This window comes from Spiroplasma corruscae (assembly GCF_002237575.1).
GTDB classification, from domain to species: Bacteria; Bacillota_I; Bacilli_A; order Mycoplasmatales; family Mycoplasmataceae; genus Spiroplasma_A; species Spiroplasma_A corruscae.
Genome location: NZ_CP022535.1, coordinates 154,249 through 177,793, shown reverse-complemented (window position 1 = coordinate 177,793; position 23,545 = coordinate 154,249). Strand labels below are relative to the sequence as shown.

General features: G+C 25.7%; 23 protein-coding genes and 3 tRNA genes. 4 read left to right on the top strand and 22 right to left on the bottom strand.

The genetic code is table 4. From position 1 onward, the window contains the following. Positions 1–212 precede the first annotated feature (212 nt). The 5 genes from SCORR_RS05360 to SCORR_RS00875 all read right to left on the bottom strand — a co-directional run bounded on the left by SCORR_RS05360 (position 213) and on the right by SCORR_RS00875 (position 6,351). Positions 213–1,997, bottom strand: coding sequence for an ATP-binding cassette domain-containing protein (locus tag SCORR_RS05360; protein WP_157705312.1), 1,785 nt, complete (start codon positions 1,995–1,997; stop codon positions 213–215). Positions 1,998–2,701: 704 nt separating this feature from the next. Beyond that, entirely contained in the window at positions 2,702–3,112 is a 411-nt protein-coding gene (locus SCORR_RS00890; protein ID WP_094048213.1) for a J domain-containing protein, read from the bottom strand. Positions 3,113–3,126: 14 nt separating this feature from the next. Next, entirely contained in the window at positions 3,127–3,411 is a 285-nt protein-coding gene (locus SCORR_RS00885) for a hypothetical protein (RefSeq protein ID WP_094048211.1), read from the bottom strand. After that, complete coding sequence (gene thiI / locus SCORR_RS00880) at positions 3,392–4,588, bottom strand: tRNA uracil 4-sulfurtransferase ThiI (protein ID WP_094048209.1); 1,197 nt, start codon at positions 4,586–4,588, stop codon at positions 3,392–3,394. Before thiI ends, SCORR_RS00885 begins: the two co-directional genes overlap by 20 nt. Before the next feature lie 11 nt (positions 4,589–4,599). Continuing rightward, positions 4,600–6,351, bottom strand: a complete 1,752-nt coding sequence (locus tag SCORR_RS00875) for a septation ring formation regulator EzrA (protein WP_094048207.1) — start codon at positions 6,349–6,351, stop codon at positions 4,600–4,602. Positions 6,352–7,576: 1,225 nt separating this feature from the next. Here SCORR_RS00875 and rpsD point away from each other — a divergent pair. Beyond that, complete coding sequence (gene rpsD, locus SCORR_RS00870; protein ID WP_094048205.1) at positions 7,577–8,194, top strand: 30S ribosomal protein S4; 618 nt, start codon at positions 7,577–7,579, stop codon at positions 8,192–8,194. Between the two features lie 114 nt (positions 8,195–8,308). Here rpsD and pgsA read toward each other — a convergent pair whose 3' ends face one another. From pgsA to ytpR, 9 genes are all read right to left on the bottom strand, one after another. Beyond that, a complete protein-coding gene (gene pgsA / locus SCORR_RS00865) occupies positions 8,309–8,944 on the bottom strand; it encodes a CDP-diacylglycerol--glycerol-3-phosphate 3-phosphatidyltransferase (RefSeq protein WP_094048203.1) in 636 nt (211 codons plus the stop codon). An 11-nt stretch (positions 8,945–8,955) separates the two neighbouring features. Next, positions 8,956–9,678: a hypothetical protein gene (locus tag SCORR_RS00860; protein WP_094048201.1), complete on the bottom strand. Its 723-nt coding sequence runs from the start codon at positions 9,676–9,678 to the stop codon at positions 8,956–8,958. Positions 9,679–9,689: 11 nt separating this feature from the next. Beyond that, entirely contained in the window at positions 9,690–10,943 is a 1,254-nt protein-coding gene (gene tyrS, locus SCORR_RS00855) for a tyrosine--tRNA ligase (RefSeq protein ID WP_094048199.1), read from the bottom strand. A gap of 2 nt (positions 10,944–10,945) precedes the next feature. Next, complete coding sequence (locus SCORR_RS00850) at positions 10,946–11,443, bottom strand: hypothetical protein (RefSeq protein ID WP_094048197.1); 498 nt, start codon at positions 11,441–11,443, stop codon at positions 10,946–10,948. A gap of 14 nt (positions 11,444–11,457) precedes the next feature. Beyond that, positions 11,458–11,805 (bottom strand): hypothetical protein, encoded by a 348-nt coding sequence (locus SCORR_RS00845; RefSeq protein WP_094048195.1) that lies wholly within the window; start codon positions 11,803–11,805, stop codon positions 11,458–11,460. 63 nt (positions 11,806–11,868) lie between these two features. Next, positions 11,869–12,576, bottom strand: a complete 708-nt coding sequence (locus SCORR_RS00840) for a hypothetical protein (RefSeq protein WP_094048193.1) — start codon at positions 12,574–12,576, stop codon at positions 11,869–11,871. Positions 12,577–12,584: 8 nt separating this feature from the next. Continuing rightward, on the bottom strand, positions 12,585–13,436 hold the full coding sequence (locus SCORR_RS00835) for a hypothetical protein (RefSeq protein WP_094048192.1): 852 nt from the start codon (positions 13,434–13,436) through the stop codon (positions 12,585–12,587). Between the two features lie 24 nt (positions 13,437–13,460). Further along, positions 13,461–14,516 (bottom strand): nicotinate phosphoribosyltransferase, encoded by a 1,056-nt coding sequence (locus tag SCORR_RS00830; protein WP_094048190.1) that lies wholly within the window; start codon positions 14,514–14,516, stop codon positions 13,461–13,463. Then, positions 14,501–15,079 carry a YtpR family tRNA-binding protein gene (gene ytpR / locus SCORR_RS00825; protein WP_211279182.1) on the bottom strand — a complete coding sequence of 193 codons (579 nt, stop codon included), beginning with the start codon at positions 15,077–15,079 and terminating at the stop codon, positions 14,501–14,503. Before ytpR ends, SCORR_RS00830 begins: the two co-directional genes overlap by 16 nt. Positions 15,080–15,160: 81 nt before the next feature. On the opposite strand from ytpR, the gene SCORR_RS00820 reads away from it, so the two are divergent. From SCORR_RS00820 to SCORR_RS00810, 3 genes are read left to right on the top strand one after another with little or no spacing between them, the layout of a single operon-like run. Further along, positions 15,161–15,991, top strand: coding sequence for a DegV family protein (locus tag SCORR_RS00820; protein ID WP_094048188.1), 831 nt, complete (start codon positions 15,161–15,163; stop codon positions 15,989–15,991). Between the two features lie 10 nt (positions 15,992–16,001). Continuing rightward, positions 16,002–16,847, top strand: a complete 846-nt coding sequence (locus SCORR_RS00815) for a DegV family protein (RefSeq protein ID WP_157705310.1) — start codon at positions 16,002–16,004, stop codon at positions 16,845–16,847. 1 nt (position 16,848) lies between these two features. Further along, complete coding sequence (locus tag SCORR_RS00810; RefSeq protein ID WP_094048184.1) at positions 16,849–17,724, top strand: DegV family protein; 876 nt, start codon at positions 16,849–16,851, stop codon at positions 17,722–17,724. 41 nt (positions 17,725–17,765) lie between these two features. On the opposite strand, the gene SCORR_RS00805 is transcribed toward SCORR_RS00810, so the two are convergent. The 8 genes from SCORR_RS00805 to SCORR_RS00770 form a co-directional block, all read right to left on the bottom strand. Then, a tRNA-Trp gene (locus SCORR_RS00805) sits at positions 17,766–17,841 on the bottom strand. 40 nt (positions 17,842–17,881) lie between these two features. Continuing rightward, a tRNA-Trp gene (locus SCORR_RS00800) sits at positions 17,882–17,957 on the bottom strand. 41 nt (positions 17,958–17,998) lie between these two features. Then, entirely contained in the window at positions 17,999–18,442 is a 444-nt protein-coding gene (locus SCORR_RS00795; protein ID WP_157705308.1) for a Fur family transcriptional regulator, read from the bottom strand. After that, positions 18,435–18,662 carry an acyl carrier protein gene (locus SCORR_RS00790; protein ID WP_094048180.1) on the bottom strand — a complete coding sequence of 76 codons (228 nt, stop codon included), beginning with the start codon at positions 18,660–18,662 and terminating at the stop codon, positions 18,435–18,437. Before SCORR_RS00790 ends, SCORR_RS00795 begins: the two co-directional genes overlap by 8 nt. 17 nt (positions 18,663–18,679) lie before the next feature. Next, on the bottom strand, positions 18,680–19,111 hold the full coding sequence (locus SCORR_RS00785) for a hypothetical protein (RefSeq protein WP_094048178.1): 432 nt from the start codon (positions 19,109–19,111) through the stop codon (positions 18,680–18,682). Next, positions 19,086–20,363, bottom strand: a complete 1,278-nt coding sequence (locus SCORR_RS00780) for a hypothetical protein (RefSeq protein ID WP_094048176.1) — start codon at positions 20,361–20,363, stop codon at positions 19,086–19,088. Before SCORR_RS00780 ends, SCORR_RS00785 begins: the two co-directional genes overlap by 26 nt. 62 nt (positions 20,364–20,425) lie before the next feature. Continuing rightward, positions 20,426–20,501 (bottom strand) — tRNA-His (locus tag SCORR_RS00775). A 74-nt stretch (positions 20,502–20,575) separates the two neighbouring features. Next, a complete protein-coding gene (locus SCORR_RS00770; RefSeq protein ID WP_094048174.1) occupies positions 20,576–23,536 on the bottom strand; it encodes a 2-oxo acid dehydrogenase subunit E2 in 2,961 nt (986 codons plus the stop codon). Positions 23,537–23,545 lie beyond the last annotated feature (9 nt).

Here is a 23,545-nt window from a genome sequence, read left to right as displayed (position 1 = left end):
CTATTGTGCTGACACAAAATAATACAATAACTATGTTGATGGTATTATTATGAATCTAATTAATGATACTGATATTTTTTTTTGTAGTATTCCTTATGCTTGTACATAAGTACCAATAACTTTTTAAAATACATTTTATAAAACTAAATATAAATTTAAAAAAAACTTATTAATATTTAAAAATATTAATAAGTTAAATTTTATTGAAACAACTATAAAGGCAGGTCTTTTTTTATAAATATAAAATATCCAGATGTATATAATCCAATTGATATTAATAACATTACAATATCTTGTGGTAAGTATTTTATAAGCTCGTTTGTTTTATTATAATCAGTTCTGTATAAAGTATTTAAAGTTAAATATTTAAAGAAGTTAACTGATTCATCAATTTGTGCAATAAAGAATAAAACATAAAATAATATTATAATACCACCCGCAAAAGACAATGAATAAGCTGATTTATTAAAGTAACTACTTGCTATAAAACTAATTGAAGACATCATTAATAATAATAAAAATAATCCTACAAAATATAGAGTTATAACTGCGTAGTTAATGTTTTCACTATGACCAGTTGATATAATACCAATAATTGTTGTTATGTAAAACAATAAACAACTTAATGATAAATAGGAAACAAAAGTAAATATTTTACTTAATACTACGCTTTTTCTTGATTGATTAGTAGTTAATAAATTTACAAGTGTACCTTTTTCAACTTCGCTAGCAATAAGTCCGTTTCCAGTGACCAATATATATACAAGCATTAATAAATATACAATACCAGTTGTACTTGCAATTAACTTCACTACTAAGTTATTAATAACCATATCTCAAGTTGTTTTCCCATTATTGATTTGTTCTATAAAATTAGGGTTATTTAAAACAACTATAAATGACGTTATAATCATTAATATTGGTAACAAAGTCATAAACAGCCACAGGTAAACTGATTTTTTTGATGTGTCTTTTATTAGTTCCAATGATATTTTATGTTCTTTTCCATTAGTTTTTTTTGGAATATATTCATTATCAGTATTTATGACGTCTTTTTCAACTTCATTTTGATAATACTTCATAAAATATTGTTCCAAATCTAAAGGATGCTCTTTAATAAACTCTACTTCGTATGAAGAAAGCTTCTTTAATAAAGTATTAATTTTATTGTTTTCTATAACTAAATATATTGAATTCTTTTCAGTTTCTAATATTTTTCAATCATTAGATTCTAACTCTTTTTCTCCTAATTTATTTTTAAATGAAATCTCATATTTTTTTTCGTCATTATATTGTATATCTTTTATATTGATAGTTGATATGATCTTTCCTCTTTTAATAATAGATACATAATCACATGTTTTTTCAATTTCCGAAAAGATATGAGATGAAAGTATTATTGCTTTACCCTCTTCTTTTGTTTTTTTAACAAGTTTAATAAACTTATCCTGCATTAAAGGGTCCAAACCAGTTGTGGGTTCATCTAAAACAATTACATCAGGATTATGCATTCATGCTATAATCAATGCAACTTTTTGCTTCATCCCTTTTGACATTTTCTTAATCTTTATATTTGGATTAAATTCTCAATATTCTATATATTTTTTTACAACATCTCAATTTGTCATATTTCTAAGTTTAAAAACTTGTTTTAATAATTCTGTACCTGTCATATGAATTGGAAATGCTATTTCTCCTGGTACATAACCTAATTTTTTTTGTATTTTCTGTGAATCGGTTCAAGAGTCATATGATATCAACTCATCAATGCTAATTTCTTTATTGTTTTCTTTAAAATAATGAATGCTTGATTTACCACTATCTGATTTAATAAATCCCATTAATATTCTTAATGTTGTAGACTTACCTGCGCCGTTTGGTCCTAAATACCCAAAAACTTTTCCGTATTCTACTTTAAAATTAATATTCTCTATACCATAACCACTTTTAAACTTTTTATTTAAGTCAGTTACTTCGATCGCTATATTTGTTTTCATATTTTTAAATTCCTTCCATAAATTTTAATATAAGTAAAAATTTTATGGCTTAAAAATTATCTCCATATGATATTAATTTTATTATACTAATCTTTTTACATTTTAATTTATATACAATGTATAACTTTATATTTCAAAGTTTCATTTTTAAATATTTTAATAAAACAATAAAAAACCTAGTTAATTTAGAACTTAGTTTTTTAATAAAATAATGAACATTTCTAAAAGAAGTAGTTAAAAAATTATTTAGTATATTATTAATTTCTTCCAAGGAAGTAAATATAAGAATTAAATTTACCTTACATATATCTAAAAATACTATTCAAATTATTGAGAATAAAAGAAAAAACAAGCCATAGTTAAGTTCCCTATTATAAAATAATAAATTTTCAAAAAATAAAACTAATAAAAAAATTACATTTGTATAGAAATATAGTTTCTCTTTTCCAGTTAAAGTATAAAAATTTTTATAACTTAAATTATCTATTCTTAATGACTTATGAATTTGAATAATACTTTTTCATAACTGAAAACGAACAAAAATATATAATACAAAACTAGATATATAAACACTATAATTAATGAATTTGAAAATAAAGTCTAATCTTGTGTGAGTTAATAAACATAAAATAATCGAAATAACTATCAATAGAATTGTTAGTTTAGATTTTTTAGTTTTAATTATCATACATTCACCTTCTTTATTAACTTTGCTTATGTTGCAATATTGTATCATAAGCATTATTAATTTGTGTCATTTTTGCTTGAGCTTCTAGGTTTCCTTTATTTTTATCAGGATGATATTTTTTTGCAAGTTCTATGTATTTTTTTTTGACTTCTTTTAATGAAACGCTACTACTTAATCCAAGAACTGCATATGCTTCTTCAAGTTGAGAGGGTTTGTCAAAACCATTAAAATAGTTTGATGAAGAGTCAGTATCTTTATTTGTGTGTGAGTAGTCATCATATGATTTATGATCATTACCAGTATCACCACCCATACTTCCTGCACTTCTTCTATTAGCTCTTCTAGAACCTCCAAATATTCAGTCAAATATTAAAATAATAAATATGAAGTTTAATATTTTTCCAATTATTCTAAATAAATCATCCATTTTGAAACCTCTTTCTATTTCAATACTATAATTACAATTAAAAAGACTATTAATAGCAATAGTATTATTATATATCCAAAAACTTTGTAAACAAAAAAGTTTTTTTTATTTTTTCTCTTTTGTATTAACAACTTATCATCTTCACTATCTACATTTTTATTTATAATTTTAATAGATAGGTCATCATCATTATACTCTTCGACAGTTAAATTATCGTTTTCTAAAATTGTCTCACTATTAATGATATTTCCTTTAAAAACTCCATACTTGCTAGAGTTTCTAACTTTTTTCCTTCTCAACTAATTCACCATCTTTTCAAACATAAGTTTTAATCTTATTATTTATTGTATGCTTAATTAATTCATTTAACAATAAGCCTTCCTCTTGATTTTCAGCTACAAATATTTTCGGTTTAGTTACTGGTGATTTTGGTACATACATTGAACAAACATCATCAAATGGTAAAATTGAAGTTTCATAAGTGTCGATACTTTTTGAGATGTCTATAATTTCTTCTTTGTCCATTGTGATTAAAGGCCTAATAATTGGTAGGTTTGAAACACAGTTAATTGTATTTATAGATTCAATTGTTTGACTTGCTACTTGTCCTAGTGATTCTCCGGTTAGTAAACAATTAAAACTATTTTGTTGACAAATTATGTTTGCAATTTTAACAAACATTCTTCTCATTATTGTTATTCTATATGACTCATTTTTTATATGCATAAGTTCAGTTAATATATCTGAAAAATCACATACAAAAAATTGAAAGTCATTTGTATTATACTTTTGTAATTTTTCTACAAGTTTAAACACTTTATCTAATGCTTTTTCACTAGTATGTGGCGGGGTCATAAAATGAATATAAGAAACTGTAAGTCCTCTTTTCATAGAGAGAAAACTTGCTACAGGAGAATCAATACCACCACTTAGTAAAGAAAGAGCTGTACCGCTTGTTCCAACTGGTAATCCTTTCAATCCTTTTATTCTATCTATAAAAATTTGTGTGCCCATTTTTTTTAAAACCACATTAATTAAATGATCAGGTTCTTTTACATTTACCTTTAAATGATTAGTATGAGTTAGAATATTTGAAGCAATCAAAATTTTTAATTCTTGTGAGCCAATTTTAAAACTCTTCTCAACCCTTTTTACTTCTATTTTAAATGTTCCTGGAGTTAGGTTTTTTGCTATTTCAAGTGTTTTAGCTAATATCTCCTCTTCATTATTATTCACTACTTCAATGACTGATAAAGAATATATCCCAAATATATTTTTAAGAATACCTAAAACTTTATCTAATTGATTACTGTCATTCAAAGATATTATAAGACTTTTGGTATCTTTAATATATTCAATTTTATCTTTAAAATAATTTAATTTTACTTTTATATTTCTTATTAACTTTGTTATGAATAATTTTTTATTTTGCCCTTTTAGTGTTAATTCACCATACCTTATAAGTATATTAGTCATCTTTATTTCCTTTAATTTTTTTTATTTTTAATTTTTAATAAAATATCTAATGCATATCCAATTAACTGTTCAAGATTTCTTCGTTTAAATAAATCTTCACATGAATAAATTACATTTTCTATTTCTTTAAACTCTCCAACATATCTTTCTAAATATATCATTATTTCTTGTGAAATATAGTCTAAAAAAATTGTATCATTCAAATCAGTTATAAGTACAGTTACATTTTTTAAGATACTTTCTATTAATTCTGAAACTTTTTGTCTTTCATCTTGTGAGTTAATTCTTGTTAACATTGCTTTATTATATTTTGAGACTTGTGTGAATAAATCTTCTATAGTTTCTGAGAATATTTCCAATTCTTCAATTGATTTATATTGCTTTATTTTTACTTTACATTGAGATAGGCATGACTTAATAAAAATAACTTGGTTTACTAGAGACTCTGTATTAACACTTTTTCTTGATATAATTTTTATTGATTTTTCCAAACCTTCAATTATATCAACTAAGGAAGTCATTTCTACTAATAATCTCTCTTTTAGATTAATAAAATCAATCGAGCTTCCTTTGCTTATGGCGATGTCAATGTCAGATAATATTAAATCTCATTTATTTTTTGTACTGAAAAAGTTTTTTCTTACTAACTCAAAATCCATTTTTTCTTGTGATGGAGTTTTTGTATAAGGCTCAATGACATTAAACTTTCTATTTAAACTATGAACAGCATTTTCCACATCTATAAATATTTGTCTAATATTATCGATTCTATTTTCAAAGAATGTTTTAATATTATCTTCTTCTTCTATAATTATTTTAAATTCATTAATTTTATCAAAGATAGTTTCTAAATAATTATAAGCTTTTTTATATTGTAGTTTCAAAATTTCGTTATTAATGGTAACCCTTAATTTATCAACTTCATTTTCTAAATCAGAAAACTTATTAGCATTATATTGTAATTTTCCTTTATTGTTTCCGAATGTAACATACTTATTTTTTAAATCAATGAGTTGTCTTGGTATTACATTTTGAATAGTTGAGATTATATACGGTATAGAGTCTAAAAGCTCAATCAAGAATATTAGTGATTGATCTATTTTAAGTAGTTCTTCTCAGCTCTCTTTATAAAGACCCATATTTAGCATATTATAAAAATCTGCAAATAGTTCTTCAATCGATTCAATAGTTGAAGCTAACTTTTTATCATCAATTTGCAAATCTCTAAAAGTTGTCATAATTATTTCTTCTTTTAAATCTCTAAATAATTCTTTTTGATATGTTAATGCATCTCTTTGAATAAACTCCATTTCAAGTGAGTTCATTATTTCGATGTATATTAAATGTACGTTTTTATTCACAGCAATTAATCTATTATAAATGTTCTTATATAAATTAATATTTGATACTCTTACTTTTGATGTTTTTTTACTTTCTAATAATTTATGAAAGTCAATAAATAATTTTAAAAACTCTTTCTCATATAGTATTTCATATTTTGTTCTTCATACCATAAACTCAGTCTCAAAATTACCTGTCTCATCATATATTTTTGATATTCTTTCGATTCTATATTTTAGTGGTGAGTTTTTTATATCTTTTATTAAGTCTAATGATTTGGCAATTGTTTGCATTTGTTTTCTATAAATTGATACATATATAAGTGTTATTAGTAGTATAAATAAGCACACCAAAAAAATAGATAAAAAAATAATATTACTATTTTTAGAGAACACATTGTTCAAATCCCATACTAAATACATATTAACCCCTATAAAATCAATTTTATTATAACATAATAAGTTAAACCCTATAATTAACTAAAATACTTCAATTTCTTTGTATTAGTAAGCAATTATGACACCACATACAGGAGTTTATTTATACTTCTTGCATTTTTCTTTTACTGATAAATAAATATAAGTTACTATGTTTCAAGAATTTTGGTTTTTGTAAGGTTTTCTTAATAAACATTTCTTATAAATAGTAAGTTTTTTTTCTAAGTAGTTTAATAGGTCTATAATTTCGATAAGGTAAAAAACACTTCCATTAAAAGAATAAGAATATATCATCTTATTTTCATAATAATAACTTAAGTTTTAAGTTTTAAATATATTGGTTTAAAAATAGATAAATGAATTTTATAGACTTAATAATTGCTTAAATAAATATTGACAATACTATTAATTTATTTGAGAAAACTATATTAGGATTCCGTAAATTATTAAATAATTAAAATGAGTTAAAATAACTTATTGTTTTCTTAAATTAATAATGAAAAATAAAATTACAATTCTTTAGTTGTATTATATTTATAATCTAATTCTTTTTGTTTATTTCTTTAAAACTTGACAAAAATAAGTTTAACCAAAACTTTATTGTAATATTAAAGGTATTTTTGATGCTACTTCCAGAGAACGGAAATAAATTAAAATAAAGAGTATGTTTTTAAACATCCTTTAAAATCCATACTTCTTTGGAATTTATTCTTTATATTTAAATATTTATTTATAAGCTTAATTTATTTATTTTTTTAATATATATTTTAAAAATAACTTATTTATTATTTTACATAATGTTCTTAATGAGAATTCATTATCTTTGTTCTTCATTCAACTTTCTCAATAAACAAAATGCTTGGTAACTAGTTTTAATTTCATTTAATTTAATTGTGGGGTTTTTAATTATATTCAATTTTAATAATTTCATTTAGTCTAAATTATTATTTTTATTAGTTTACTTCCAAGAAGTTATACTTTTTGAATAATCAATTATTATCCATAACTATAGTTAACTAAAATACTTTAACTTTTTGAAATATTTAATGTTTTTATTATATAATCAATATTGGTTAGTCTGCAAATAAACATATTAAAAAAATTAGTCTATAATGAAAAGTAACCTTTGCAGAATTAAGGCGAATGTAGACTTCCTTTAATAGAGTTTATCTTTGTTTATGATTTTCCAAATAATAATAAAGGAGAAAAAATGTCAAGATATAGAGGATCGATTTTTAAAAAAGCTAGAAGATATGGATTTTCTGTTTTAGAAACAGGAAAAGAGTTTTCTAAAGGTAAAAAAAGAGTAAGTGCTCCTGGTCAACATGGATCAAGAAGAAGTAAATTATCAGGTTATGGTCAACAATTACAAGAAAAGCAAAAAGTTAAATTTATGTATGGTGTAACTGAAAGACAATTTAGAAACACTTATGCGAGAGCGAAAAAAGTAACTGGTATAACTGGTACTAATTTCTTAAGATTATTAGAATCAAGATTAGATAATATAGTTTATAGAATGGGTCTTGCTCAAACTAGACAAGGCGCTAGACAATTAGTTACACATGGACATATATTAGTAAATAATAAAAAATTAGATATTCCATCATATACTGTACAAGTTGGAGATATTATTTCTGTTAAAGACAAAATGAAAAAAAATGAAAAAATTGTTGAAGCATTAGCTTCAAATGTATCAACAGTAGACTTTGTTAAATTTGATAAGGCAAAACTATCTGGAACTTTCGATAGATTACCAGAACGTAATGAACTAAATCAAGAAATAAACGAGGCTTTAATTGTTGAGTGATATAACAGATTAATTAAATAAAACATATAAGTAACCATTTAATTTAGTAAGTAAATTTATATTGCTTAATTTATTTAATATTTATAAAAAATATAAAAAATCCACATTTTGAACAATGTGGATTTTTTATATTTTTTATTCATTAGTTTGCTTTATTAAGGCTTTTTTACTGATAACCAAATAATTTATTGCAGATGATATAGATAAGATAGTTCCTACATAAATAGGTAGTAATAACATTTGATTAATTAATCCATATTCTCCATATAAATAACCGATATCTACAATTGAAAAGTTTTTGTATGATATAAAGAATAGAATTGATAAACCAATCATTATAATAGCAGCTCTATATTTACCCATTTTATTTGCGGCTAAAACAACATTATTTGATGCAAGTATCATTCTTAATACATCTATTAAAAAATCCCTACAAATTAGTATAATTCCAATTCAAACAGGAATAACTTTTGCAGCACTGAATAGTACAATAACTGAGTTAGTTAATAACTTATCTGCTATTGCATCAAAAAACTTACCGAATGTAGTCACTTGATTTAGTTTTCTTGCTACGTAACCATCAAGAAAATCAGTTAATGAAGCTATAATAAATAATACTCCTGCTACTAAATCAGTTATTGGTAGATGAAAATCATTAATATTTATTGATTGATCTAGAACATTATAGAATTTTGGAGACAATAAAAACAGAACAATTATTATTGGTATCAAGAATAATCTTGAAATAGTTATTTTATTTGCAATATTCATATTACCTCTTTCTATGCTTTAATTGCTGTTGGTACATATATTTTATCCTTCATCGAGTTTGTAAGGACTTCAATCGTGATGACCAAACTAACAAACTCCGCATTAACATGAGATATTTTTACAAAATCATGGATTCAATTATATTCATCAGTTAGTTTATTATAGTCGAAGAAATAATCTAATTCTAAAACCCTATTTTGTTTTAATAACAACTCACTTGAAAGTTTTAATATAGTTTCAAGATTTTCTGTTGTTGCTATTTTATTTAATAAATTATCAAGTTCAATGAAAATAGAGGCATTTTTTAAAATATCAGATATTTTTTTAAAATCTTTTTTTAAACTTTGAGCTGATGAATTAATTTTTTTGATAACAAACTTTTCATTATAATTAGAAATGCTATCACTATTTCAAAAACCAAGATCTTCAAACTCCTCGCTAATATCAACTAATTTATCTATTCCTGACGAAGCTGAAATAAGATTCATTTCAGTTCTAGCAAACTTTGATAAATCACAACTTTTGTTATTTAATGATTCTTGATTCTCTTGTCTTAAATAATTAATTTGTTTATATAAAGCATCAATTTCTTGATTAGTGTTTGAATATAAATTAGAAATATTTAATTCAATTTTTAGATCATTATTTTTTATGGTAAGACCTTTAAAACATTCATTGTTTAAATAACCTATAAATTCTTCAAGTGTAGTTGATATTAAATGTCTAATTTTCATGACTTTTCCCCCTAAGAGACTAACTCTACAACAAAATACTTTTTTTTACCCTTTTTAACAAGTAAAAAACTATCTACTAACAAACTATTTTCATCAATAACAAAATCTTGAGTGAAATCATTCATAAAACTTATCGAAATAGCTTTGTCTCTAAGTAATTCTCTACCCTCTCTATTTGAGGATACTATTTGAGTCTTTATCAAAAAATCTAATATATTTAAACCACTTTCAACTTTTATAATATCAAATGTTTGAAATAAAGACAATAAATGCTCTTTATTCAAAGAAGCTAAATCACCACTAAAAAATGCAGTAGATATTTCTAAAGCTTTTTGATATCCTTCTTCACCATGTACAAACTTTGTCATTTCTTCTGATAACTTTTTTTGTGCAATTCTTTTGTGAGGTTCTTTTGTATGGGATTCTAATATACTTTTAATTTCTTCAACAGGTAGAAGTGTTAAGTAGTTAAGTAATGTTTCACAATCTTGGTCATCTTGATTTAAAAAGAACTGATAAAACTCATATTCGCTTGTTTTATTTTTATCTAACCATATAGTACCAGATTCAGTTTTACCAAACTTAACACCATCTTTTTTTGTTAAAAGATTAATAGTAAGACCGCAGGCTTTTGAGTTTGCACTTCCATATAAACTAGATATGTAATCCGTTCCACTTGTAATATTACCCCATTGGTCTGAACCACCAATTTGAACCATGCAATCATAGTTTTTATAAAGATGACTAAAGTCATATGCTTGTAACATTGTATAACTAAACTCAGTAATACTTAAACCTTTTTCGATTCTTGAAGATATATTATCTTTTGCAAGTAAATTTGCTAAATTAAAGTGTTTACCTATATCTCTTAAAAAGTCAATTAGTGTAATTTTATTTAATCAATCAGCATTATTTAATATACTTACTTCAGGGATAAGTTTTTTAATCTGTAACAATATTCCTTTAATATTTTCATTAACAACCTTAATATCTAATAATATTCTTTCTTGACTTTTAAAACTAGGGTCACCAATCATTGCGGTTGCTCCACCAATTATTGCTATAGGATTAAACCCAAATTTAGAAAACCTTTTAAGATTTAACAACTGAATTAAATGACCTACATGAAGAGAATCTGCTGTTGGATCAAAACCACAATAAACAGACTTTTTTTTATTTTGTGCATCTAATACTTTTTCTTCATTAGTAACTTGTTTAAGGAGTTTTCTTTGCTTTAAATCTTCTATAACATTCTTAGCACTCATATTTAATTCTCCTTATCATTATCTTTGACTTTTTTAGAGTCTTCTAATTCAATAACATCTTCACTCATACTTATTGAAACATCTTTAACTTTAGAGTAAGCAGCATCAGCTTTGTCAATTACATCAACAGCAATTGAAGCTAGATCTTTTGCAATAAGTTTTGCATTTTTTGACTTTGCAAAGTCTTGCCCGATTTTCACACTTGCTTTACCAAGTTTTTGCAATGCTTTATATGCTAATTCTTTTGTTTTAGCATTATCTAATTCATCGCTAGCATTTCTTAAATTTGATAATTTCATCTCGATATTTGCTATAACTTCGTCATTTTCTTCACCTTGGCTTTTTTCCCAGGTATCTTCAAGAGCTGATATAAATTTTTTTATTTGTGGTCTATATTTTTTTAAGTATTCAATAAAATCTTTTCTAATTTCAACTCCCCTTTTTGGAGCTAGCATCATACCCAAAAACATTCAAGTGGATAACTTTAATAATTTAAACATAATAATACCCCTTTTTAATCTTCTGAGTTAGCAAAATCCTTAAGTTTGTCAACCAACTTATATAAAACGTCTTTATTTTTTGTAGCAACTTTAACTCATGATTTAACGTTTCTTTTAGTAAAAGCATCAAATAAATCAATATAGTTCGATACTTTTGCAATTGTATCAACAGTTGCATTCATCATTTCTGATTTATATGTAAGATCTTCAAAAAAATAATCGACTTTTCTTGCGGCAATCCCTACTTTTCTAAGTGTTATGATTGAATAAAGTGAAAGAACTATTGCTATTGCTAGCAATATTATAATCATTACATTTTGAGTAGTTTCCATAGTTGATGCTAAAATGTATAATAAATTCATAATCTTCTCCGTACATAATAAAATTATACAATACTTATTGTTTAATTCATAAATTTAAAATGATTAATCATCTTCCTCTATGCCTAGACGTTCTTTTCAACCTTCCGGTCCTCTTGTAGGACCTTTTTTATCTTCAACATAATTTTGATCTGATCAATTCATTTTGTTTTTATTTTTCATTTCTAATAATCGTCTAGCTCTCTCAGTTTCTGCTTTATATGCCCTTTTATATATAAATTTTCTTCTATCATTTAATGTTAATCCAGGATTTGATAATACAAGGGTATTTAAATCTTCATCGATTTTACCAATTTTCTTAATGAAGTTATCGTGAAGTTCAAGTGTTTTTTCTACTTCGTCAGCATCGATAATTTCTTCATTTTTTACGAGAGAATTCAGTCTTTTTGATGTTTTTGAAATCATTTTTTCAATTTTATGTCTTTCTTTCAATAAGTGCTTTTCAAACTTCTCTTCCTTTTTTTGTTTTTCTTTAAATTCTTGTTTGATTAGTGTAATTGTATTTTCAAGTTCTTTTTTTTGTTCAATAGAAATTGGAATTTCTTTTTTCTTTCGTGGTTTTATAAGTCCTTTTTTCGAAGTCTTTAAATCTTTTGTCTCATCTAAAGAATGTTCGTTTTTTCTTTTAGGGATGTAATAATTATTTTTTATGCCTTCTTCAACACCCATTAATTTGTTACTTGATTTTACTTCTTCCAATCTTTGTCTAGCTAATTCTTCAAAATTAATAGCGTTTTTATCATTTTTACTCATTTCATCACCTACTTTTTAGTTACCCTAGATTTTTTCTTTGGTTTTAACAAGATTCCTTTTTCTTTTTCTTTTAATAACTTGTCATACTCATTTATTTTATCTATCAAAAACTCTTCCTTAGTTGCTTCGTCATCGAAGTGCATTGTACTTATTGATTCAAGAGTCAAATTAAATTCATCATCAATATACTTTGTTTTTTTTAATTTAACTTGTTCTAATTTATTTACCATCTCTCTTTGTAAATCCAGTAGCTTATTACTTTTCTTTGATACTTGACCAAATGAATACTTATTACGATTAATATAATCTTCTGCACCTCTACCGTTTATTCTATTTTTTGATATCTCAGATAATCTCTTAACCCTTTCAAGTTCTGTTTCTAATACAACAGTAGAGTTCTCTTCATGATATTTTTTAGCTCTTGCAGAATATGAAACACCTTTTTCTTTTATTTTATTAACATCAGTATAAACACTTTCGTCAATAGCCCCAGTTTTTCTAAGTTCTTCAATTTTATGTAGTTTTGCAATTACTGGGTCATTTTCTAAAACTTCATTTTGAATATCCTGTGATTTTTTTATTGCACCACTAATTATTGATCCTAGTGGTCCTTTTATATCTTTTGGCATGTTTTGTTTTAACTTTTCTCTTAAATCGCTAAGCTTATTAATTTTAAGCTGCTCTTTTGAAACAAATTGCTTATCCTCTTCTTGACTAGACGCTATTTGATCTGAAAATACTGGTTCCATATTTAATAATGGATCATCATTAAATGTTCAATGATTTGGCGCTCTTTCTTCTTCCAACTTTGAAAATTCACTCTTTAAGACCTTATTTGGTTTCTTTTTAAATAGTGCCATAAAACGATCCCTCTTCTTCTTTTACTAATATTTTATACTTTTAAGTCTAAAAGATTCCATATATTTTCTTCCAAATTTAGATTGATCTTTTCCATTTATTTTAACTACATCTCCTGTAAAACTAATTTTATTAATTGTTAGTGCTTCTCCAACGCCATAAATATCTACTTTTGAATTATTATTTTCAAATAGTTCAATTTTTTTAATGTTAAATCCTGAAGAGACTATTATTTTAACGTCGTTATAACCATTTTTGTCTAACTCGTCTCTTAATAAATTTACTAATTCAACATTAACTCCTTTATATTCATTAGTAGTTTTACCAAGTTTTTGCAATGAATTATCAATTAGATTAGCAGATGTATCAATTCTAACGGCTCAAACTTTTCCATTCATAGCTTTACAAACTTTTATACTATCAGTTATAACATCGTTATTATAATCAACTAATACAACTAATTTATTATTTGGATAAGTTTGATTATAAGCTTTTGAGGCTGCAATTATATCACCATCAAATGCAGCGATTAAAGAATGAGGCATAGTACCTTGCAAATTGCATTCAATATTTATATATTCAAATGATGCAGGAGTAACAAGATTTATCAATCCGGCTGTATAAGAAGCATAACCATCAATTTGTTGGTTTAAATACAAATCCATTCTATCATTCATATTTATTATCATTTTATTATTTGCAGCTATTTTAATATGATATGCATTATTAGCAACTGTAGTAGCTCTTGATAAAATTCCATCAATTAGTCCTTCTAAATGACAAAAGCTTTCGTACTTACCAGTAATTCTTAATACTGGTTCATTTGAATTAATTATTGATCCTTCTTCTAAATAATCAACTATAATATTTTTTACTCCACTTTTTACCAATAAATCTTTTATTATTTCTGAGCCACAAAAAAATACTCCGTCATTTCTTTGGAATCATTGCATAGTAAAAATAGTATCAGGATGAAACTTTTGAATTATTTTTCTAGTCTTTACAAAGTAATCAGCTATATAATAGTCATCATAAACTCTCTTATCTATATAAAAATTAGGTTTAATTAAATTATTTCTCATACTGATTTACCTACATTATTTTCTGAGAGTGTTAGGTCGATAATACCCTCATCATTGATTTTGGGACTATTAATATTTAGCTCTTTTTTAGAACAAAGCATACCAAATGAGTCTATTCCAGCAAGTTTTCCTTTTTTGATTTGCATCCCATTAGGTAGTCAAGATCCTATTGTAGCTAAAACAGTAAACATTTCTTTTCTTACATTTCTTGCACCACATACTATTTGTAAATATTCTTTACCATCGAAAACTTTGCAATTTGAAAGATGTGTATTTGGGATGTTTTCGCAATCAATTACCTTAACTACGATAAACTGATCTTCAAAATTAATATCTATACCATTATTTTTCAGTAATTCTTTTGTTAATTTTTGGAGTTCTTTATTTTCTAATTTATTTTCAACATCGTTAAGGTCAATGTTTAATATGTTATAACCTATTACTTCATCATAATTATATAACGTTACTATATTATTCTTAGTTTCTGTGTTGGTTACTTCTTTATTATTTATTGCTAAACTAATACATCTAAATTTATTTAGATAATTTAAAAAGATTTTCATTTTAATATTTCCTTTCATTTGTTTGGAATAATCATAAATCAATTATATAATATAAAAAGATTTTTATTTAAAGGAGATATCATGAAAATTGCAATAATTGTTGATTCATCAAGTGGGATAAAGGATATGAGTCATTATAAAGATTTATACTTGGTTCCATTAATGATAACAAAAGAGGATGGAACTCAAATCGAAGATGATGAAAGTTTTTCAAATGAAGAGTTTTATAAATTAAATAAGGAGCAAGTTTTAAAAACTTCTCAATCGATTCCAGAAACAATGTTAAACAAATGAGATGAGTTATTAAAAGATTATGACAAAGTAATTTGTTTACTAATATCAAAAGGTTTATCAGGTCAATACAATACTTTTAAAATGTTTAGTAATGAAGAAGAATATAAGAATAAGGTATTCGTAGTAGATACCAATGGTGTGAGTATTCTAATAAAGAGACAAGTCAAATACATTTATAAATTAATGGATCATAAAAAAAGTATAGAAGAAATTATTAATAGTATTGAAAATATTAGCAGTAATTTATTAGGTTATATAATTCCTAAAAACTTATCTCAGTTAGTTAGAGGTGGTAGAATAAGTAAAGCAGCAGCAGGATTAGCAAGAATTCTTAGAATAACTCCAATATTAAAATATGATGGAACTATTGATAAGGAAGGCAAAACTAGAACTTTTAAAAAAGCTGTATCAAATGCACTTGATCTAATAAAGAAGAATAATCAAAACAATTTAGAACTAGATATAGCTTGTTCTAAAAGTGATGAAGAAACAATCAACTTAGTTAAAAAAGTTGTAGAAGAAAAAGGATTTAAAGTTGGAATCTGAGAAAACATACCAAATGTTGTAACTTGTCACACAGGAGAAGAAACATTTGCATTTATTCCAAATTTATACTAGGGGAAAATATATGAAAATAGCAATAGTAATTGATTCATCAACAGGAATTAAAAACACTTCCGATTACAAGGACTTGTATTTAGCTCCTTTAATGATAACAAAAGAAAATGGTGAGCAAATTGCTGACGATGAAAAGTTTACTCAAGAAGAGTTTTATAAATTATATGATGCAGAAATGCTAAAAACATCACAAACGGTACCTGGTGATATGATGAAACTTTGAGATGAGTTATTAAAAGATTATGACCAGGTACTATGTTTACTATTGTCAAAAGGTTTATCAGGACAATATTCTACTTGTAAAATGCTAGCAAAAAGTGATGAATATATCGGAAAGGTTTATGTTGCCGATACAAATGGAGTCAGTATAGTTCTAAAAAGACAGCTTCTAAAAGCCCTAAATTTAGTTAACGAAGGTAAAAATGCTAGTGATATATTGGAAGTTATTGAACAAGAAAATCAAAACTTTAATGTATATATAATTCCAAAAAAATTAGACCAATTGGTTAGAGGTGGTAGAATAAGTAAAGCAGCTGCTGGATTAGCGAAGTTGCTAAAAATAACACCTATATTAAAATATGATGGAACTATTGATAAAGAATCAAAAACAAGAACATTTAGAAAAGCAATAGATAATGCGATTGATTTATTAAAAAAACATCATCCAGACGTTCATGAAATAGACGTTGCTTACTCAAGGTGTGGCGATGATACATTAAAAATGGTAAAAGATAGTATTATAAAAAATAATTATAAAATAGGTTTATTTGACGAAATCCCAAATACAATTACATGCCATACAGGTGAAGAAACTTTTGCAATTGGTGTTTGAAAGAAAGTAAAGAAAGGCGATTAATATGAAAATAGGTATTTTACTAGATAGTTCTGCTGGTTTTAAAGTTGGTGAACTTAACTCTAAAATTATTGAAGTTTTACCACTTCACTTAATTATTAATGATGAAAATGACTTCTTAGAAACTGAAGAGTCAATAATAAAAAATAATCTATCAGAAGAAGTTAAATCTGATAAAAGAAAATCAACTTCTCAGGCTTCGCCAGGAGAATTAATGGTGAAGTATGATGAAATGTTAAAGAAATATGAGCATATTATTCATCTATCAATTCCAGAGAATTTATCAAGTATGATGCAAACTGCATTCTTAGTAACTGCAGACCAACCATATAAAGGTAAAGTGACAGTTATTAAACACAGCATGGCTGCAAACGCACTGAAATACTTAGCCTTAAAGTACGAACAAATGATTAATAAAGGAATTACTGATTTAGAACTATTTCAAAAAGAAGCCGATACTTGAGAAAAGGAAACATTTCTTGCATTAATTCCAAGTAATTTACAAACTCTTGCACGAGGTGGACGTGCAAAAATGGTAATACTAAAGTTTTTAAAAATTGTGAAAGCAAAAGTATCAATTCAATGAGGTAAAAAACCAAAAAAAATAGGAATTAGTAGAACTTATGGGTCATTATTTGATAAAACAATGTCAGTTATTATTAAAGAAATGGACAAAGATTTTAAACTTTTCTTATTATTAAGAGAGAAAGAAGTGAATAGTAAACTTATTAGTACAGTTCATAGTTATTTAGAAGATAATAAAATAAACTATAAGTTTGAAACATTGTCATTGGTATTTCCATGACACGCAGGATCAGATACTATTGCTTTAATAGCTATTAAGAAAGACTTATTACCAGACGTTGCATTTGAAGAATAAAAAAACATTGTTTAATTATAAACAATGTTTTTTTTCTTAATTGGCAGGGGTAGCAGGACTTGAACCCACGACACTCGGATTTGGAGTCCGATGTTCTACCAACTGAACTATACCCCTAATTAAAAACACCCGATTGGGTGTTATTGCTTTTCTTAATTGGCAGGGGTAGCAGGACTTGAACCCACGACACTCGGATTTGAAGTCCGATGTTCTACCAACTGAACTATACCCCTATGACACCAAAATATTATATCATTTTGGTGCTTTTATAATTCTATTTTTTTAAAATTTTACAACTTTCGCAAATAATGTGTAATTCTATTTTTGAATGTACTAGTAACATATCTTTATTTTTTAAATAACTCTCAAAAAATAACTGCGAAGTTTTATTAAAATCCTCATCCTCAAGGTCAATGATTTTTCCGCATTCATCACAGCAAATATGCACTAACTGAGGTGATATAACCTCATACATAATTTGTTTCCCATCAATTGAGTTTGAAAACAATAAGTGTAATTCTAAGAATAAATCTACATTATTATATATAGACATTACATTTACTGTTCCTAAATCACCTTGTACAAACTCAATTAACTCTGGAATTGTTAAATGCTTTTTAGTAGTAATGGCTTTTAACATGGATAATCTTACATCAGTAAGCTTTATTTTTTTAGATTTAAATAAACTAATGTACTTTTCAAACTTATCATTATTCATTTTTCAACTTTTCAATCACATTAAGCACATCGTTAATGTTTTTCAATGAAACAAGATCATCATCCGGAATGGCTATATCTAATTTATTTTCAAGACTAATAATCATGTCCATTAAATCCAATGAATCGATTTCCATACTTTTAAAAGTCGTATCTTTTGAGATACTTCCTTTTGCGCCTTTTTTGACTAAGGCATTTTTTATTTCTTCATAATAATTCATATAATCACCTTAAATAATTATATATTATTTAGACTAAATAACCAATTATAATTTTTATAATTTGTCTTATATAATACATTAATATTTTTTGTTGATATTAAAGAGTCAATGGAGAATGTAATTTCAGGATTTTTATTTGATGGTCCAAGTTTATTGAACTCAACCAAAAAGAAGAACTTAAAATTATCATACACAAAACTATAATCATTATTATCTCTTTTTAATAAATATATATTTTGTGAAGTATTAAATGAAATAACTAAATCATCTTTTTTAAAATCTTTTTTATCACTAGGTTTTTTATCAGGGCTGGTTACATCTGGTATTGATTGAATTTGTTTTTTATTATTAACTACTAAAAAAAATACAAGTGTAGTAAAGATAGTTATTATGAAGGTAAATATCAAAGTAACAAATGTTATCCTAAGCAATTTTTTCTTGGTTTTCATTGATGTAGTTAATACCTCCTTCCAAATCTTTATTTATGTATTTATTAAATAACTCATAGTTAATTGATACCTTATAATTAATTTTATATTTCTCACTATTATCTAATTTACTATTAACTTTTGGATAATTATTATTTGTATCAATATTGTAACTTAAATCTATTATTAAACCACCTTTATTTATTGTTTTAGAAAACATCAAAGTACCACCAAATATTGGATTAAATAATATTCCTTCTTCACATCTTAGACCTTCACATAGTCCAACAGCGTTAGATGGATACTTAAATTGAGTTTTATTGTTAACTCCAATTCTTGTAACACCATCTTTCTCGTTGATGGTATCTTCTATTTTTTTTAATGAATAGTATTTTGAATAATCTAAATTAGATAATAATTCTGAAGTCACTTTAATATTATGACTAGTATTTATATCATTAACAAATGCATCAATATATCTATTAATATAGTTTGTTATAATATAACTATAGGCCTCAAAATTATATTTATTATAGCCGCTAATGAATGTATAGTCCCTGTCAATAAATTTAATATCCTTTCTATGTTCTTTCAATGTAACATCTTGTGATACTAATTCCAAAAATGTGCTAGTATATTTTTCATTTACAAAAGGTATGAAGCAAACCAACACTGTTACTTTATTGAAAATTCTGACTTTTTTTGTTAAATTATCAACTTCCTCATACTTTACATAATTTTTTAAATCTACCTTAATCTTTCCTACATTGCTTTTTGGAGTATTTAAATCTCAAAAAAAGTATTTAATCTCAAATGAGATATCAATACTGTCTCTATCTTTTATTAAGTCAACTGGAATATTAATCTCAAAGAAATTATTTGCACCATTTGCTACAATATATTCAGGTTTAAACAAAAATAATCTATGAACCGCAAAATTATGTGCCTTAAATGTTTTACCACCCTCTGGATTTTCAAGTTCAACTAGACCGCTATTTGTACCTAAGTATAGTTTAAACTCACAATTTAATACATCTTTATAAAATAAATTACTTCCTGAGTGCATTAAATCATTAAGATATTCATATGAGTAATTAGGTCGGAGGAATAATTTATAAAAATTCTTACCGTTAAGCTCCATTATTTCATTTATGAATACTATATCAAATCCTAACTCTTTATTATCATTAGTAGTTTGGGATAAACTTTGTTTTACATCATTTTCTTTCTCCCTTAACTCTTGATTATTAATATTTAATGAAAATATAATCATCACCCTTTTAATATATCGACAAAAAAAACTTATTTTTTCAATAAGTTTTTATTTTCTTTTAATGGGGCGTACAAAGGGAATTGAACCCTCGAGTGCCGGAACCACAATCCGGTGCGTTAACCACTTCGCCATGTACGCCATATGTAAATAAGACTTTAATATTATACTAAAAATTTTTTTATTAGCAATAGGTATATTAAATTTCTTATTTATTAAGATACTGTTAACATTTCAGGTTTCTCTAAAATTTGTTTTACTCTAGCCATAAATCTACCAGCCTCAGCTGCATCAATAATTCTTTGATCCACTGTTAAGCTCATATTCATAATAGCTTTAATTGCAAGTTTTTCATTATCCACTACAACTGGTTTCTTAACTATTTTACCAACACCTATAACTGCTGCATTTGGGTAAAATATTGTTGGTGTTGCTTGTAAAGCACCTATGTTACCGTAATTTGCAATTGTAATAGTACTTCCTTCAGACTCATAATCATTTATGAATCCTTTTCTTAGTCTTTGTGTAATTTCTCTAATATCAATAGCAACCTCTTTGATAGTCATTTTTTCAACAAATTTAAGCACCGGAATTATTAATCCTTCACTAGTCTCTGTTGCTAAGCCAATATTGTGGTACTTCTTAATTACAAGTTCATTAGTTTCTGGATCATAACTTGAATTCAATTTTGGGTAATCTCTAAGCGCTATTGAGATAGTTTTAGCTATAAATGATATTGTTGTAAATTTTACTGTAGTTTGTGTTTGTCTTAGTACGTGTTTTAATTTCAGAATCGAACTCATATCAATATCAGTAGATATTGTTAAAGGTGGAATGTAACTCTGACTTAAAATCATTGATTTAACAGCATTATTTCTATTTTCGTTTACTTTAGTTCTTTCTACATAGTTGGTGTTTTTATTTGATGTTTCATAATTCAAATAACCAATAGTGTTATCTGGTTTTTCTTTTTCAAAGTTTACAACCTTTAGTTCTTCTTTTAATTTTTCTGCTTCTTCACGTAACTTTAATAACTCTTCTTCTTGTGATTTTTCATTTTTTATTTTATTAGTAAAATCTTTAATCTCATCTTTTATAACTGACTTTATATCATCGATATTAGTATCTTTTTTAGGATTTAAATTTTGCATCATGTTTTGCATTAGCATATATTGCATCATTTGACCAAACAAATCATTAGTTCCATTGAAGTTTGATTGTTGATTTAGCCTAGAAGTTGCATTATTCAGTTGATTTTGTTGTTCTAATGAACTTTTCAGTTCAGCTATTTCTTTTTGTAAATATGATATTGCTTTTGATGCAATCTTTTCATCAGCTTGCTTTTTGAACTCTTTACCTTGACGTTGTAATTCATTTTCCAGTTCATTTTGTTTATCAATGGTATTTGTAAACTGTTGTGTATTAACATTACTTTGTTGAGGTTGAGGTTGAGTTTGAGGTTGTTGTTGAGTTTGAGGTTGTTGTTGAGTTTGAGGTTGTTGTTGAGTTTGAGGTTGTTGTTGAGGTATATTTATATTTTGCTCAGACTGCACCATACCATCATATGAACTATATATACTTAAATTTTGATTATTGTTTTTAGGACTTCTTATGTCATTTGACTTTACATATTTATTATCAGGTAAATTATTTATAGTCACCTGTTGTTGTTCTCCTGATTGAATATAATTAAGTTCATCTCTATAAGCAGTATAAAGATTTGAAGCTCTTAATCATCCTTCAAATTCTTTATTACCATTTGGCGTATCCATATATCTTACATAATCAACTTTTCCAGTTACTGGATTTTGCATAGGTACTTGTCTAGTGAATTCAGTTGGGAGACCAATGTCTTTAATAGCTTTTGAAAACTGCATTCTATCCTCATTTAATCCTTGTTCTACAGCTTGTCTTCTCATATTTATTATATTGCGTTCATCTCTATCTTTTATTAAGTTTCATCTTTTTCTGTTATCATAAAGACTTGATAATTTAGATTCAGCATAAGTTTTTTGTTCTTTATTATTAAATTCACCTATTAATTGAGATTGATCTTTTTGAGGCATAATAGTCCCTCCATACTTTGATAATGAGTTTGCGTCAATAACCATTGGTTCTTTATCATCAACATAACCACCATATGAAACTCCAAAGTCTCCATCTTCAGATGCTCTCTGTCTTAAAAAGACCTCATCATTTTTGACACTCATTGTATTATTATACTTTTGTTGATTTTGATCTATTTGTTCAACTACTTTTTTTTGGCTATCAATTATTGCGTTTTCTTTTGTCGCAACAATATCACGTTCCAATACAGAAGTATCTCCATTAGCAGCATTAAGTTTTTCAATTCTTGACTTAATAATATTTCTCATAATTAAAGGTCTGCCTTTTTCATCTAATTTGGACATCGCATTTAATTGATTTGTATTATCTTCAACTTCTTTATAATCATTTTCTTCTAACAATTTTTCCTTACGTGCTTGAATTATTTGTCTAAACTTACTCACACCAGTTAGGTCATCTTTTGCAAATAAGTTATTATTACTACTTTGATTTGAACCAACAAGAAGATCATTATTAGATATTTTTAATAACTCCTCTTTTGGTAAATCACCCATTAATTTGTTTTGAGGAGCATTTTTTATAGAATTTCTAATATTTTCTCTCATTTGGGCAAATCTATCTTTGTTGTTTGCCGGAGTTGCCATATTTTGTATATCCTTTTCTTCAATCTGTTTCATTTTCTCAGGAGTATCTTTAATATCTTCTGATGTAGTCGAAAATGGAGTAATTGCTTGGTTATACCTATTGTACATTACTGCACCGGAGAAGGAATCTGCATCCGATTCTGCATCTTGTAACTTTGATTCTGCAACTTCAGGTATAACTAATTCACTATTGTCTTCGCCATTTTTACTAATTTTAGTTCTAACCTTCTGGATTTCTTTCTCACCAATTGCAATATTTGCAAGAATACTTCCATTTTTAATTGGACTACCTAATTTAATAGTTTTAGTTATCAAACCATTATAATTAGATTTAATTTTTACTTCACTTCCATCTTCTAATTTAATAAGAGCAAAGTCATCACCAAAACCAATGTGATTACCTTGAAATAATCATTCCTTTAAAACTCCTTTAAGTGGTAGATTTCGTGCTCTTAGATGAACCATTTTCGCACC